The organism is Kurthia sp. ISK08 (assembly GCF_046159805.1).
GTDB classification, from domain to species: Bacteria; Bacillota; Bacilli; order Bacillales_A; family Planococcaceae; genus Kurthia; species Kurthia gibsonii.
In genome coordinates this window covers 38,578-54,973 of record NZ_JBJXHL010000009.1, presented here as the reverse complement: position 1 = coordinate 54,973, position 16,396 = coordinate 38,578, and the positions used below count along the sequence as shown (strand labels likewise).

The following is a 16,396-nucleotide window of genomic DNA, read 5'->3' as shown; positions in this document are numbered from 1 at the left end:
TGTGATAAGACTTGTTTGTGATTATCTTCTTGCTTGTTTAGTTTTCAAGGTTCATTCACTAAGTTGCCTTAGCGACTTTATTATTATAACATGATATTTTATCTTGTCAAGAACTTTTTAAAATTCTTTTTTCAAGATATTTTCTCAGTCACTCGTTAGCGACTTAGTTATTATATCAAGTTGTTTTTTGATAGTCAAGAACTTTTTTAGAAAAGTTTTATTTGTTTTTCACGTCAGCTCTTAACGACTTAATTAGTATATCACTATACTTTAAATATTGCAAGCACCTTTTTTAAAAAAGATTATTTACATTATTTGATGTAATTACTTCTTCGTAACAACATGTTTTATATTGTATATCTTCTCTTTTTAAATTACAAGTAGTAAATGTACGGGATATAAAAAAGGTATCGATTCAAGATCGATACCTTTTAATATTATATAGAAATAATTAATCGCGTTGACGCATTAATGGGAATAATAATACATCACGAATTGATTGAGAGTTTGTTAATAACATAATTAGACGGTCAATACCAATACCTAAACCACCTGTTGGAGCCATACCATACTCTAAAGCTTCTAAGAAGTCTTCGTCCATCTCATGTGCTTCATCATTTCCTTGTTCCTTCTCAACCATTTGAGATTCAAAACGCTCGCGTTGATCGATTGGATCATTTAACTCTGTGAACGCATTTGCATGCTCACGACGTACGATGAATAACTCAAAACGATCTGTGAAACGAGGATCTTCTGGATTTTTCTTCGCTAATGGTGAGATTTCAACTGGGTGACCGTATACAAATGTAGGTTGAACTAATGATTCTTCAATTTTTTGTTCGAAGAATTCATTAATGATATGTCCTACTTCCATTGTATCTTTGATTTCTACATGGTGTTCTTTTGCTAGAGCTTGTGCTTCTTCTTTCGTCATTTCTTTCCAGAAGTCTACACCTGTTGCTTCTTTAACAGCATCTACCATGTGCATACGTTTCCAGCCTTTAGATAAATCAATTACATCTTCACCGTACTGAACTTGTGTTGTACCAAGAACTTCTTGTGCTACGTGAACGAATAAGTCTTCAGTTAAATTCATGATATCTTCGTAATCGGCATATGCTTCATATAACTCTAATAATGTAAATTCAGGGTTATGACGAGTTGATACACCTTCATTACGGAATACGCGACCGATTTCATATACTTTCTCTAATCCACCTACGATTAAACGTTTTAAGTAAAGCTCAATCGCAATACGCATATACATTTGTGCATCTAATGCATTATGGTGTGTAACGAATGGGCGTGCTGCTGCTCCACCTGCTACAGAGTTTAGCATTGGTGTTTCTACTTCTAAATAACCTTTGTTATCTAAGAAGTTACGGATTGAACGAATGATTTGGCTACGTGTAATGAATGCTTTTTTGCTTTCATCATTTGTCATTAAATCTAAGTAACGTTGACGGTAACGTTGTTCAACGTCTTGTAAACCATGGAATTTTTCAGGCATTGGGCGTAATGACTTTGTTAAGAAAGTGAACTCTAATGCTTTGATTGTTAATTCACCCACGTTTGTTTTAAAGAGCGTTCCTTTAATCCCAACAATGTCACCTAAGTCTGCACGTTTAAAGATTTCATAAGCTTCTTCACCAATCGCATCTTTACGTACATAAATTTGAATTTGGCCACCTAAATCTTGAATGTTTGCGAAGCCTACTTTACCTTTACTACGCTTCGTCATAATACGACCAGCTACAACTACCTCTACTGCTTCTCTTTCTTCTAACTCTTCTTTTGAAACAGCTTCAAATTGTTCATGTAATTCATTTGTTAAGTGCGTTCTTTCAAAGCGTTGACCGAATGGATCTAAGCCAGCTTCTCTGATTGAATCCATCTTTTGGCGTCTCACCAAAACTTGGTCATTTAATTCTTCTGACACATCTTTCACTCCTTATAATTGTTCCGCTCATAGCAGTCCATAATGTATTTATTGTACACAATTTTAGCATACAATTCATGCCTTTCCTCTCATTTTCTTTTGATTGAAAGTGCCTATGTCCATTTTTCAAACAATCGTACACCATCATGTCCATTCTCAGAAAGGAGTTCTTCTGCACTTTTTCGATGTACAGGATGTATAACCTCTGCGTTCAGTTCAACTAATGGAACCAATACAAAAGCTCGCTCATGCATTCGTGGGTGCGGTACAGTCAGTATGGGTGTATCAATTACTTCATCACCATATAATATAATATCTAAATCCATCGTACGTGGGCCCCAACGCACTACTCTTACGCGCTTCAATTCTTGTTCAATTGATTGGCACACAGTTAGTAATTCTTCTCCTGTTAGCTCAGTCTCTACTTCCGCTACAATATTCATAAATACATCCTGATCTTCATATCCAACAGGATCCGTATCATATATAGAAGAAACTCGAATAACTTGGATGTGTTCATGTGCTTGTAAAAGTTCAACTGCTTGCTTTAGAGACGCTACTTTATCCCCCATATTCGAACCTAATGAGATATAAGCGCGCGTCATATTCCCTCACCTCGTGTAATTTCAACTGCCACTTCACGATAATGCCCTGGAATTGGTGGATCTGGTTTAATCACTTCGACTTGCACGCCTTTTACTCGATTCGTAAATGTACTTAAAATTGTTTGTGCAATTTTCTCAGCTACAGCCTCAATTAGTTTGTATGGTTTGCCTTCTACAATCTCTTTTGTTAACTCATATACTTCTGCATAACTCACTGTTTTATTTAAATCATCTGTTTGACCTGCTTCTTTTAAATCCACAGCTAATTTTAATGTCACTCGGAAACGTTGTCCTAATGTTGTTTCTGCTTCTAATACACCATGATAGCCATAAAACTCTACATCTCTTAAATGAATATAATCCAATTCTCTCTCTCCTATCGTAAAGCGTCCATTGTTTTCATCATACGGGCAATCGGCTTCACATCATGTACACGTACCATATGACAGCCCTTATCTACACCGTAACAACAGCTTGCACCCGTTCCTTCCATGCGTTCCTCTACCGGTAAATCTAAAATATGACCAATCATGCGCTTTCTTGAAGTCGCAAGTAGTACAGGATAACCATAATCAACAAGTTCAGCTAAATGACGCATCATCTCAATATTTTGCTCATGTGTTTTTCCAAAACCAATACCTGGGTCGAGCCAAATGTTTTCATGTGGAACTCCTGCTTCCAAAGCAACTCGAATACTTTCTTCTAAATCTTCACGTACTGCTTGGAAAAAAGCATCCCCTACATATTCTTCTTGTCGGTTATGCATCAGAATAATCGGCGCATCCCACTTAGCTGCTACCTTCGCAATATTCGGATCATGCTTCGCTCCCCAGATATCATTCACAATATGCGCTCCTGCTTCTAATGCCGCCTCTGCTACTTCTGATTTGAATGTATCTATCGAAATCAAAACATCTAATTCTTTACGAATGGCACGAATAACAGGCACAACACGTTGAATCTCCTCTTCAATTGATACAGGTGTATAACCTGGTCGTGTTGATTCACCGCCAATGTCGATAATCTTAGCGCCATCTGCTACCATCTCTTTTGCATGAGCAACTGCACGTTCTACCGAATTAAATTGCCCACCATCTGAAAATGAATCTGGTGTCACATTTAAAATACCCATCACATATGTTTCTTTTCCAAAATGTAATGTATGGTTTCCGATTGGCTTTTCTTTATAATGTTCTAACATCATAGACGTAATCCCTCAATTCTCTTTTGATAAGCTTCGTATAATTGTTGATACACTTCACCATCACAACCTTTAAATTCCTTCGCACCCAACTTTCGTATCGCTACAATTTCTTGAATAGAAGTCGTTACAAAACATTCATCTGCTTGTTCTACCTCTTCTTTTTGATAGAGACCTTCAATTAAAGGAATTTCCAAGCTACGCGCTATTTCCATTACAAATTGTCTTGTAATCCCGTTTAAAATACCCGTTTCCAAAGAAGGTGTATAGATTCGACCATTGGTTACCCAAAAGATATTTGATGTAATCCCTTCCGCTACATTGCCCTGTTCTGTCACATAAAAACCTTCTAAATCTTTTAGTGAAGATACTTCTTGGCGCGCTAAAATATTATTGGCGTAGTGATGTGATTTAAAGCGCATTGCCTGTTCGGGTTGACTTCTGATTGTATCAAGCCAAACAGCCGACTTTTCTCGGCAAACAGGTGGTAGTTCCTTACGAAAAATGATAACTGTTGGATTTTCATATGTTCTCGCTTGTAATCCAAGTCCTTCATCTCCAGCAGAGACATTCAAACGAAAATAACCGTCTTCACCGTTCGATTTAGCTGTTAACTCTCGAATGACTTCTTTTAATTCCACATCTGTATAAGGTAATTGAATGCGATACGTAGCAAGCGCTTCTCTTATACGCTGCATATGCTCTGCGAATAGGAATGGTTCTCCATTATATGTACGAAACGTCTCAAAAAAACCAAGCCCGTATAAATAACCATGATCAAAAGGTGAAATATGTAAATCTTCTGCTCTTACAAATTCACCATCTTTAAAGCACCACATACACTTTCCTCCTAACAATATGTTTTAATGAAGTTTTCTAATAACATAAGCCCTTTTTCAGTCATAATCGATTCAGGATGGAACTGGACACCTTCTACAGCATATTCTTTATGACGTAACCCCATAATCTCGCCTTCCTCTGTCCAAGATGTAACTTCTAAACAGTCAGGTAATGTTTTTGGATCAACAATTAAAGAATGATAACGTGTAGCGATATATGGGTTCGGCATATTCTGGTTCATCCCTTTGTTCTCATGATAGACAGGTGACGTTTTGCCATGCATAAGACGTTCGGCACGAATGACATCTCCACCGAATACTTGCGCAATCGATTGATGACCTAAACATACGCCTAAAATCGGAATCTTCCCTGCAAAATGCTGGATGATTTCTAAACTCATACCTGCTTCATTCGGTGAACATGGTCCTGGAGAAATAACAATCATTTTGGGATTCCATTCTTCAATTTCAGCAATGCTTACTTCATCGTTTCGTTTTACAAACAATTCCTCGCCTAACTCACCAAAATATTGCACGATATTGTAGATAAATGAATCGTAGTTATCAATCATTAAAATCATTTCGTCAACTCCTCCACCATCTGAACTGCTTGCCACATTGATTTTGCTTTATTCAGCGATTCTTCATATTCTTTTTCTGGAATCGAATCAATAACAATCCCTGCTCCTGCTTGAATATGAACACGCTCATCTTGAATGAAAGCTGTTCGAATCACAATATTGAAATCTAAATCGCCATTATAGCCCATCCAACCGATTGATCCTGTATAAATACCGCGTCGAACAGGCTCCAGTTCTTCAATAATTTCCATCGTACGAATTTTCGGGGCACCTGTAATTGTACCGCCTGGGAACATCGCACGTACTACATCGGCATTCGATTTAGAAGGATCTAATTCACTTCGAACATTAGATACGATATGCTGCACATGTGAATACTTCTCGATAACCATAAATTCATCGACATGAACAGTACCGTAAGCTGATACTTTTCCTAAATCATTGCGTTCTAAGTCAACTAACATAACATGTTCTGCACGTTCTTTTGGATGTTCTATTAGTTCATTTGCAAGTGCTAAATCTTCCGCATCATTTGCACCACGTGGACGCGTTCCTGCAATCGGACGTGTTGAGAGAGCTGTTCCTTCTTTTTTCACAAGTAATTCTGGTGAGCCTGATACAATCGCAAAATCTGGTGATTGAATGAATGCCATGTATGGTGAAGGATTAAATGTACGAAGCGCCTCATATAAAACAATCGCATCTGTTGTGAATTCTTTCGACTGACGCACAGATAAGTTCACTTGGAATACATCACCTTGTGCAATATATTCTTGAATCTTTCGTACAGCTTGTTCGAACTGTTCCCCTGTCATCGATACATCTCGCGGCTCCATCTGATGTTGCACACTTAATGTATCTGCAGAAAAGATTCGTTCAGAACCTTCTACTTCCCATTCTTCTTGCCACTTTTCTAAATCTACTTTACTTGTTGAAGTCTTCATCAATGTCACATTTTGATTTGCTTCATCATATACTGCCCAAGCATCCACTAAGTACATGTATTGGTCTGGTAGTCGTACATCTGCTTCTGCTGTTTCAGCTAATTTTTCAATTTTACGCGTGTAGTCATATGAAACTGTCCCTATTACACCACCTGTAAAAAATTCACTATTCGATGTTACTGCATATTCTTTTGTTAGTTCTTCTATTAAATGAAGTGATTCCCCCACGCGCTCTTCTACTGAACCATCTCGCCAATCAATACGAATACCATTATCTTGTGATGAAATAATTGCTAGTGGATTCCAAGCAGCAATCGACTGCTTTCCCCCTCGTCCACTCTCTAATAAAATATGATGTACTTCTTGCTGTGTCTGTCGTTTATAGCGATAAAAAAATGCGTCCTTCGTCATCGGAAACGCATCTGTTTGAAAAAGCTGATTCGTCAAAGTAATTCCCCCACTGTATGTATTTTCACTGTTGTCCCTAGTATATGAAATGTTGGAAGTTTTCGCAAAAGTGACTACATTTTAAACACAAGGCTCTGTTTAATTAAGTTGTTGATATTTGACTATTACGAACATTCATTCTAAAACACTGTTAAGAATATCTGTTCGGAGGGGCGAAGTTATGAAGGTAGTTGAGATTATTAATGCCCCTTCACGGTACTCGACCTGTTTTTCAAGAAGTAAGTGAAACGAAAGCAAAGAATGGGCTGTGTTGTGTTCATAGTACTGCTTCAAATGTTGTTCGTTTTGGGACATTTGAAGTGAAAAATGGGTTAAAAACGGTAAAGCGTCAACGATATCGTTGTAAAAACTGTCAAAAAACATTTACAGAATCAACTGCTACGCCTATTTATCGAACAAGAAAATCAAATCGTTGGTTAGAATTTATCGAATGTATGTTAAGTGGATTAAGCCTTCGTGAATCCGCTAAAAAGATGAAGGGAATTTCACATACTACGTTATTTTTTTGGCGACATAAAATCCTTTCTGCCTTATCACAAATTAAAATCAATTCATTCGAAGAAATTGTTGAAATGGACGAAACTTACTTCTTATACTCTGAAAAAGGAAAGCGTAAAATCGCAGGAAGAAAACCTCGCAAACGGGGTGGTAAATCTCAATTTAGAGGGATTAGTCACGAACAAGTATGTGTATTAGTGGCTCGTGACCGAACAAAAAATACTTTTGTTGGGTTACTTGGTCGTGGCCGTATAACGAAAAAACAATTAGATAAAGCGATTGGTGATCAATTGAATTCTTCAACCGTACTATGCACCGATGCTTGGCGAGCGTTTAAAACGTATGCAAATGATAAAGGATTTACACACTATCGTTTTAAAACAGGTGCAGAATGAACTAAGGGGATTTTTCATATACAAAATGTAAACAATTTTCATCAACGCTTAAAACAATGGATAATACGTTTTAAAGGAGTTGCTACAAAATATTTGCAACAGTATTTGGAATGGTTTAATTTCTTGGATACACTTTCGTTTGATTCTAATGAACGTAGTATTCGTGCATTTGCGGTGGAAAGTTGCTTATACCCAATAAACGAAACAAACGCAACGATACCATTAAGAAAAATGATAGCATAAAAATGTTTTGGGAATATTTGTAGAACGATAATGTATAATGAATGAAAAACAAGTAGCCTTAGCTAATAAAAGAACAGGATTACGAAAAAAGAAGGGGGGATAAATTTGAGAAAAATTTTATTAATAATAAGTTTGTTATTATTAGTTGCGTGTTCAAATGATGAAGTTAAATATGATGGAGTACCTTTAAAAATTGCTGTGGTTGGTGATATTCCTGAAATGAATAACGAAAAAATTCAATTCGAACAAATTCTATTAGATGAATTTAGTGAAGATACATTGCGTATTTCAACAAATTTTGATGCGGTTATGATAACACCAGTGATGTTTGAAGAAGCATCAGATGATAGATTTATTAAAGTTTATGATAATTCTAAAATGCCTATTATTTTTTTCGATTCAACAAAACGTCATTTTCCATTTACAAGAGAAGGGACTACCTTTAAAACGGCTCATTGGGAATCATTAAATAATGGTTCGCATACGACAATTTATTTATCTGATATTGATGCAAATAGAGAAGATGCTTGGTATTTCTATTTGAAAGATGAAAAAGAGTTGGATATCCTTTACAAAGAGATTTTTCAAAAGGTTGAAACGTTATAAAGGGTAGATTTTTATGTATTTGCCACTCGCAAACCAGCGTATTCGAAATTTCCCGAATACGCTTTTAATTTGAAGAAAAACAACAATCAAGTTAAACAGAGCCAAACACAAAAAAGGAACTGCGCCAAAGCACAATTCCTCTTATTCAATCATCTATTGATTAGTCATCAAAGTGATAAAGTGGTGTTGATAGGTAACGTTCTCCGTTTGAAGCAAGAACTGCTAGTACGTTTTTGCCTTTTCCAAGACGTTTTGCTGTTTCAAGTGCTGCATAGACAGCTGCTCCAGAAGAAATACCACCTAGAATACCTTCTTCTTTTGCTACTTTACGTGCTGTATCAAATGCTGCTTCATTTTCTACTGGGAAAACAGAGCCATATACTTCTGTGTTTAATACTTTTGGTACGAAACCAGCACCAATACCTTGGATTTTATGTGGACCTGGTTTTCCACCTTCTAATACAGGTGAATCTTTTGGTTCTACAGCGATTACTTCTAGTTCAGGGAATTTTGCTTTTAATACTTCACCTGCACCTGTAATTGTACCGCCTGTACCAACACCTGCGATGAACGCATCCAATGTTAAACCAGCTTGTTCGAATGCATCAACGATTTCTGGACCTGTTGTTTCGCGGTGAACAACAGCATTTACAGGGTTTTCGAATTGTTGCGGTAAGAACCAGCCATTTTCTTTTGCAAGTTCTTCTGCTTTTGCAATAGCGCCTTTCATACCTTCTGCACCTGGTGTTAAGATTAATTCTGCACCATATGCGCGTAATAAGTTGCGGCGTTCCATTGACATTGTATCTGGCATTACGATGACTGATTTATAACCTTTTGCAGCAGCAATCATCGCTAAACCGATTCCTGTATTACCTGAAGTTGGCTCAATTAGTGTACTACCTTCTTTTAAAATACCATCTTTTTCAGCTTGTTCTACCATACCTAAAGCTAGACGATCTTTTACAGAACTTCCTGGGTTCATATATTCTAATTTCACGTATACGTTTGCGTCATTTGGTCCTGTTAAGTTATTTAATTTAACGATTGGTGTATTACCTACTAAATCTGTTACTGATTGTACAATTTGATTTGTCATGCAATCCCACTCCTAATCCCTAGTAAATTTGTATGTTTTATTAATTTAATAATACGCGCGCATTTTGCGAATGTCAATCAAAAGATACCCTAATATGTGACAAAAAATGTATTTTTCTAAATTTTCGTAAAAAAAGAGCCACTCCTTATTATGAAGCGACTCTCTTTCTTTTATTTAATTCGTTGGGAACCAACCATTTGGCTCTACATTTAAACGAATATTAATCTGTTTTACTTCTTGGAATTCTTCCAAACTGTATTTACCTAAACTACGACCAATACCCGATTGTTTATATCCACCCCATGGCGCTTCCACATATGTTGGGTGATAATCATTCACCCATGTGATACCTGCACGTACTTTTTTAATAACACGTAACGCTTTGGCGCCGTCACCAGAGAATACACCACCAGCTAAACCATAATCAGTATCGTTTGCTAATTGGATTGCTTCTTCTTCTGTTTTAAATTTTTGAATTGTTACAACAGGACCAAAAATTTCTTCACGAACGATACGCATATCTGGGGTACAGTCAGCGAAAACAGTTGGTTCAATAAAGAATCCCTTGTCTAAACCATCTGCTGTCACACGATGACCACCTGAAACTAGACGTGCGCCTTCTTCTTTACCGATTTCAATATAAGAGAGAATACGATCCAATTGTTTTTGGCTAACAATCGCACCCATGTTTGACTCTGGATTTAGTCCTGGTCCCACTTTAATTAATTTTGCACGTTCTGCAAAACGTTCTACATAAGCATCATAAATGCTCTCTTCTACAAGAATACGACTACCTGAAGAACATACTTGGCCTGAGCCGAAGAAAATGCCGAATAGACCATAATCAACAGCTGTTTCTAAGTCTGCATCTGCGAAAATAATATTTGGCGACTTTCCACCTAATTCAAGTGAAATCTTTTTCAAGTTACCAGAAGCAGCCTTCATAATTTCACGACCAACTGCTGTACTTCCCGTAAATGAAACCATATCTACATCATGACTTTCAGAAATGGTTTGCCCTACTGTTTGCCCGTCACCAATGACCATGTTCATCACACCTTTTGGAACGCCTGCTTCTTCAATGATTTCAACAAGGCGTTGTGCATTCATCGGTGTAACTTCAGATGGTTTATAAACAATGGCATTTCCTGCTGCTAATGCAGGCGCAATCTTCCAAACCGACATAAGAATCGGGAAGTTCCACGGAACAATTAGTCCCGTAACGCCCACTGGTTCTTTTACAACCATTGCTTGCACATTATCTGGTACATGATACGTTTCACCATCTGGATGAAGCATAATACCAGCATAATAGCGGAAACAAGCTGCTGCATCTGCAACATCGAATTCTGATTCTGCTAGAATTTTACCGTTATCAATTGTTTCTGCTTTCGCAAGTTCATCAGCTTCTGCTTCAATTAAATCCGCAATTTTCAACAGAACTGCTGCACGTTCATGCGTTGTCTTTTCAGACCAAATACCACTTTCAAATGATTGACGTGCTGCTTGAATCGCGCGCTCTGTATCTTCTTTTGTTGAAAAAGGAATTTTACCGATTACTTCACCTGTTGCTGGGTTAATGACATCCTCTACATGATTTGATGAAGGCTTTTGCCATTCACCATTAATATAGTTTTTTAATGTTTTTACCGCTTGCGTTGCTTCCATGTATGCTCCGTCCCTTCTGATGTTCGTTTTATTTAGCTAATACAGCTGTATCAAATTTTTCAGATAGTACTTTTTTGAATGTGTTGATTACTTGATCTGCTTCTTCGTAAGAAATTGTTAGTGGTGGCTCAATACGAATTGTTTTCGAGTTGATTAATGTTCCTGCTACAAGAATGCCTTCATCGAACATTCCTTTTGATACTTCATATCCAATTTCATCTGTGTGGAATTCAATACCAATCATTAAACCAATACCACGTACTTCTAATACTTTATCGCCATGTTCTGTTGCTGCTTCACGAAGACCTTTTAACATATATTCGCCAACTTCTGCTGCGCGCGCTGGTAAGTTATCTTCTAAAAGGACACTAATTGTTGCAAGAGCTGCTGCACATGCAAGTGGGTTACCACCGAATGTTGTTGTATGCATGAATGGGTTGTCAAATAATACAGAGAATACTTTTTCGCTACCCACTACAGCACCTGCTGGCATAATTCCACCGCCGAATGCTTTTGCAAGAGCAAGTAAATCTGGTGTTACACCGAATAATTCTGAAGCGAACATCGCACCTGTACGTCCCATACCTGTTTGTACTTCATCAAAAATTAATAATGCGCCGAACTCGTCACATAAATCGCGTACACCTTGTAAGTACTCACGAGTTGGAATAATAATTCCGCCTTCACCTTGAATTGGCTCTAAAATTACTGCTGCTACATCATCACCTGTTGACTGACATGCTTCGAATGTTTTACGCATATAATCAAGATCGCCGTATGGTACATGACGGAATCCAGGAATTAATGGTTGGAATGGTTTACGGAACACACCTTTTGCTGTACTTGATAAAGAACCTAAGCTTTTACCGTGGAATGCTTTTGTGGCTGCGATAAAAGTTGAGCGTTCAGTATTGTACATTTTTGCAATTTTCAACGCACATTCTACTGATTCTGTACCACTGTTTGTAAAGAATGAATATTTTAAATCTCCTGGTGTGATTTCTGCTAAAACTTTACCTAGCATACCGCGTAGTGGATCAAGTAAATCTTGTGAGTGTAGTGCTTGGTGCTGTAATTGATCCATAACTGCTTTTACCACTTTCGGATTACGGTGACCTACATTATAAATACCGAAACCACCTAGGCAGTCTAAATATTCTTTACCGTTTACATCTTTGAAGTGTGAACCTTCATCTGACCACTCAACAGCAGCAAATTGATTATCAACTGTTACCGTTTTACGATATTCTAAAAATCCAGGATTAATATTTTCGCGGAAACCATTAACTGTTTCCTCTGTAATCCATTTCGCGTCTTCAGAAGTTAATTCCTTCTTTTCTACTAAACTTAATACTTGATTGATATATTGTAATACTTGATTATTGTTTGACATATAATTGTTCTCCTTTGTTAGTCGAAGTCGACTTTATTATTTAAAACATATGAATTTTCCAATTTTTCAGCTGCTAAAGTTGCTTCAGCAAACTCAAGCTGCTCTTGTGGATCTAATTTAGCAATTTTGATATTAAAGATTCCGAAAAGAATCGCAATAATTGGACTGATAATACATAAGAATGCGTAAGGCGCATATTCAATCGTCGCTACTCCAAGCGTGGCTGCCATAAAAGCTCCACATGTGTTCCACGGAACAAGTGGTGATGACATCGTTCCAGCATCTTCGAGTGTCCTCGATAAAGCCTTTGGATGAAGTCCTCTCTTTTTATACGCCGTTAAATACATACGTCCTGGTAGTAGAATCGATAAATATTGGTCACAAGCTACGACATTTGCAGAAATACATGTAACAACTGTTGTAGCAATTAGACTACCTGTTGATTTAGCTAAATTCAGTAAGCTATTTACGAGTACTTCTAAAATACCTGTTGTTTCTAAAATACCGCCTAAGCTCATCGCTAACATAACGAGACTTACTGTGTACATCATCGTTTCGATGCCACCATTGTTTAAAAGGTTATTAATTACCTCGTTATTTGATTTTCCTTCGTAACCTGAAACCATTGTCCCTAAAACTTTTTTAATTGAAGCGCCTTGTACGATTATCGCTGTTACAAAGCCAAGAATAGAACCAATTAGTAGCCCAGGGATAGCCGGCATACGAAAAGCAATTAATACGAGAACAATAACAGGTACAATCAGTAACCATGGTGAGATGACAAATAACTCTTTTAAGTCATTTTGTAATGTTACGATTGTGTCAGCGCTTCCATTTTTCGTATTTTGAGATAATCCTAAAATAAAGAATAGGATAATGGAGATAATCCAAGCTGGCATCGTCGTAAACATCATATTACGAATATGGTCGAATAACTCTACACCTGTAATACCTGGTGACATATTCGTTGTTTCTGATAGCGGTGAAAGTTTATCACCAAAATAACACCCTGAGATAACTGCCCCCGCTACCATTGCCGGATTATAACCAAATACAGTACCAATCCCCATTACAGCAATACCAATTGTGCCTGCTGCTGTCCAAGCGTTACCTGAAGCAACTGCTACTAAACTACAAATAACGATTGCGATTGGGAGAAATAGGCCTTGTGATAAAAATTCCACACCATAGTAAATCATTGTCGGGACAATACCTGCAGCTAACCATGTCGAGATTAATGTTCCCAAGATAATTAAAATGAGTAGGGCTTGTAAGGAAAGGGTGATTCCTTTCATGACTCCTTGCTCTAGTTCCTTCCAAGAAAAGCCTAAGTACAATGCTACTAAACTAGCAACTACCGCACTTAGCATGATTGGTACATGTGGGTCCGATCCATACATAAATACACCCACAAATAACAATACAACCATTGAAACGATGGGTATTAGAGCAATACCCACTGTTGGCACTCTTTTTTCTCGCATTCTCAAGCGAAGTCCCTCCTTCATGTTCTTTAATTGATCAAGAATGATTGATTTACTTATGGATATCCATTTTTCAGGTACACTCCATACGTTTTCAGAAAAGTAAGAATATGTTACACTTATTCTGAGAGTTTTCAGCGCGATTAAAATATACATATTTTTACACATATAAATTATTCTCGCTTATTCAATTTTACGCTACAAACATTCTTAATTTTCTAACTTATTAAAAGTATGCCAATTTATAGAAAAAAAGAAAAGAACCACTTTCAAAAAAAAATAAGAACCACTTTTCAAAAAGGAGTTGTGACATACGATGCTAAAAGATAAAAAATATAAATATCAACTTGTATATGAACGCATCAAAGAACAAATTTTAGCTGGGAATTATCAACCTCATGAGAAATTATTATCTAAAAGAAAAATTTCCGAGCAATTCAACGTGAGTATTAACTCCGTCATTGTCGCACTCGATCAACTTATTGTAGAAGGGTATGTTTATAGTTTAGAAAGAAAAGGATATTTTGTAGAGGACATTACAAGGTATGATTTAGATGATCAAGAATGGAGTGGGCTACCAGCTGAATTAAAAGAGCAGCCGATTGAACGCCCTTACCAGACTTCATTTTCACATATGGCTTCGAATATGAGCCTGTTTCCTTATAACGAATGGTTAAAGTGTGAGCAAAAAGCGATTCAGCAATTCAATAATGAGCTATCTCACTTATCTCACCAGCAAGGACCTTACATTGTGCGTCAGACTTTAGCACAACATTTGAACTTTAAACGAGGTGTACGTTGTGAGCCAGAGCAAGTAGTGCTTCATTCTTCTAGTCAGGCTTTAATGAGCCAACTACTCGAATTATTTGATGATGCACCGCATACCATCGCATTAGAAAATCCAGGTTACGCACGTTATAAAGCGTTAATTGAAGATCATGGATGGGATGTATTAACGGTACCTCTTGATGAAAAGGGGTTTGATGTAGAACGACTTCAAAATCAAGATGTCCAACTCGTATGTGTCACACCTGCACATCAATTTCCTATGGGGATGATTATGCCGATCTCTAGAAGATTTGAATTATTAAACTGGGTGAACGTTCCGCAAGAGCGTTATATTATTGAAGATGATTATGATAGTGAATATAAATATGAAACAGCGCATATTCCCTCGCTACAAAGTTTGGATCGTAGTCAACGTACTATCTACATGGGTACATTCTCCAAAACATTGTTTCCTGGTATTCGTATTAGTTATATGGTGCTGCCACCTAACCTTTTAAAAAAGTATAAAGAAAAATTCAATCATTTAATTCCATCTTGTAACACATTAAACTTATATACTTTACATTTTTTTATGAAAGATGGTTATTACCAAAAACACTTATCAACCATGACTGAACACTTTGAAGAAGTACGCAAATGTTTAATTCATACACTAGAAGAGGCTTTTGACGAGGACTTAAATATTATCGATGTGCCAGCTGGACTACATTTTATTATTCATTACAATACAGAAAGATCTTATGCAGAGATTTTAGAATGTGCCAAAAATGAAAGTCTTGAAATTTTTAGTTTAGAACGCTTTTACCTTACACCTGTAGAGGATGAGGATGATGGGCGTTATTTTATTCTAGGGTTTGCTAGCTTACAATTGCATGAAATCCCCTATGCAGTGAAAAAATTAAAAAATATTTTAAATCGTTAAATGACATAAATAAAACTAGTTAGGACCAAATATTTCACTTCCCCTTTTTAGAGTTCGCAACGAAAAACTGGAACCACGCAACAGCGCGATTCCAGTTTTTCTTATGCTCATATAGAGTAGTATTTTTACACGTATATGACAGCCCAGTTATAATGAATCAAATTCTTCAATTTCCATTGCAGTATATTCTTCTAAAAAGTCTTCAAATGTTTCTGCAATGATTTCTGTCACAGGAGGGTATTCATCGTTTTCAGGTTGTTCATCCCAGATTGCTACAACTTGCGGTTGATTACTTGATAGATCTAAACAATACAACTCACCATTTCCAAAGTTATGTATAACTAATAAACTTTCTTGTAAGTTGATTTCTTCTCTACTTTCAAGTGTATTCACAACAACATTGGTACAATCTTCATTTTGTTTTAAGATGTTTTCATGCGGTATTCCGAAAACTTCCAAACCTCCAAATGATAAAAAACCAAAATCTAAAAGGAATTGTTTATACGTTCCGGTTATTTTAACATTCAGTGCATCTTCTGCTTTTGTAATTAACTCATTCGTTACTTTCGGATAATATTCTAATTCATTTGGATACTTTAAAATTTCTTGTTTAATCACTTCATATTTTTCCACTCAAAACACCTCACAACCTTATTTATTAATTAGTATATCATTTTTACAAAATATCCCTATAAAAAAAGCTTTCCACTCCAAACTTGAGC

At 36.7% G+C, this 16,396-nt stretch carries 13 protein-coding genes and 2 pseudogenes; 3 read left to right on the top strand and 12 right to left on the bottom strand.

The window, feature by feature from the left end; translation table 11 throughout:
* Positions 1–451: 451 nt before the first annotated feature.
* The 7 genes from lysS to ACKVQX_RS13875 form a co-directional block, all read right to left on the bottom strand.
* On the bottom strand, positions 452–1,948 hold the full coding sequence (lysS, locus tag ACKVQX_RS13905; RefSeq protein WP_197409925.1) for a lysine--tRNA ligase: 1,497 nt from the start codon (positions 1,946–1,948) through the stop codon (positions 452–454).
* 104 nt (positions 1,949–2,052) lie between these two features.
* Positions 2,053–2,544, bottom strand: a complete 492-nt coding sequence (folK, locus tag ACKVQX_RS13900; protein WP_409136428.1) for a 2-amino-4-hydroxy-6-hydroxymethyldihydropteridine diphosphokinase — start codon at positions 2,542–2,544, stop codon at positions 2,053–2,055.
* Positions 2,541–2,909, bottom strand: coding sequence for a dihydroneopterin aldolase (gene folB, locus ACKVQX_RS13895; RefSeq protein WP_409136427.1), 369 nt, complete (start codon positions 2,907–2,909; stop codon positions 2,541–2,543). Before folB ends, folK begins: the two co-directional genes overlap by 4 nt.
* Before the next feature lie 11 nt (positions 2,910–2,920).
* Positions 2,921–3,748, bottom strand: coding sequence for a dihydropteroate synthase (folP, locus tag ACKVQX_RS13890; protein WP_409136426.1), 828 nt, complete (start codon positions 3,746–3,748; stop codon positions 2,921–2,923).
* Entirely contained in the window at positions 3,745–4,584 is an 840-nt protein-coding gene (gene pabC / locus ACKVQX_RS13885) for an aminodeoxychorismate lyase (protein WP_409136425.1), read from the bottom strand. Before pabC ends, folP begins: the two co-directional genes overlap by 4 nt.
* 11 nt (positions 4,585–4,595) lie before the next feature.
* Positions 4,596–5,165, bottom strand: a complete 570-nt coding sequence (gene pabA / locus ACKVQX_RS13880; RefSeq protein WP_068456678.1) for an aminodeoxychorismate/anthranilate synthase component II — start codon at positions 5,163–5,165, stop codon at positions 4,596–4,598.
* Complete coding sequence (locus tag ACKVQX_RS13875) at positions 5,162–6,520, bottom strand: anthranilate synthase component I family protein (RefSeq protein ID WP_409136429.1); 1,359 nt, start codon at positions 6,518–6,520, stop codon at positions 5,162–5,164. Before ACKVQX_RS13875 ends, pabA begins: the two co-directional genes overlap by 4 nt.
* Positions 6,521–6,759: 239 nt before the next feature.
* Here ACKVQX_RS13875 and ACKVQX_RS13870 point away from each other — a divergent pair.
* Both ACKVQX_RS13870 and ACKVQX_RS13865 read left to right on the top strand, forming a co-directional pair.
* A pseudogene (locus tag ACKVQX_RS13870) lies at positions 6,760–7,713 on the top strand (IS1595 family transposase).
* A gap of 105 nt (positions 7,714–7,818) precedes the next feature.
* On the top strand, positions 7,819–8,319 hold the full coding sequence (locus tag ACKVQX_RS13865) for an amino acid oxidase (RefSeq protein ID WP_231726962.1): 501 nt from the start codon (positions 7,819–7,821) through the stop codon (positions 8,317–8,319).
* A 160-nt stretch (positions 8,320–8,479) separates the two neighbouring features.
* Here the strand turns inward: ACKVQX_RS13865 and cysK are convergent, their stop codons facing one another.
* The 4 genes and pseudogenes from cysK to nhaC form a co-directional block, all read right to left on the bottom strand.
* Complete coding sequence (cysK, locus tag ACKVQX_RS13860) at positions 8,480–9,418, bottom strand: cysteine synthase A (protein WP_068456684.1); 939 nt, start codon at positions 9,416–9,418, stop codon at positions 8,480–8,482.
* A 174-nt stretch (positions 9,419–9,592) separates the two neighbouring features.
* Positions 9,593–11,086, bottom strand: a complete 1,494-nt coding sequence (locus tag ACKVQX_RS13855) for an aldehyde dehydrogenase family protein (RefSeq protein WP_409136424.1) — start codon at positions 11,084–11,086, stop codon at positions 9,593–9,595.
* Between the two features lie 28 nt (positions 11,087–11,114).
* A pseudogene (locus tag ACKVQX_RS13850) lies at positions 11,115–12,482 on the bottom strand (putrescine aminotransferase); the annotation flags it as partial.
* Positions 12,483–12,496: 14 nt separating this feature from the next.
* Positions 12,497–13,963, bottom strand: a complete 1,467-nt coding sequence (gene nhaC, locus ACKVQX_RS13845) for a Na+/H+ antiporter NhaC (RefSeq protein WP_197409926.1) — start codon at positions 13,961–13,963, stop codon at positions 12,497–12,499.
* A gap of 316 nt (positions 13,964–14,279) precedes the next feature.
* Here nhaC and ACKVQX_RS13840 point away from each other — a divergent pair, with 316 nt between their 5' ends.
* Entirely contained in the window at positions 14,280–15,674 is a 1,395-nt protein-coding gene (locus ACKVQX_RS13840; protein WP_409136423.1) for a PLP-dependent aminotransferase family protein, read from the top strand.
* Positions 15,675–15,821: 147 nt separating this feature from the next.
* Here ACKVQX_RS13840 and ACKVQX_RS13835 read toward each other — a convergent pair whose 3' ends face one another.
* Positions 15,822–16,307 (bottom strand): SMI1/KNR4 family protein, encoded by a 486-nt coding sequence (locus tag ACKVQX_RS13835; protein WP_336664024.1) that lies wholly within the window; start codon positions 16,305–16,307, stop codon positions 15,822–15,824.
* Positions 16,308–16,396 lie beyond the last annotated feature (89 nt).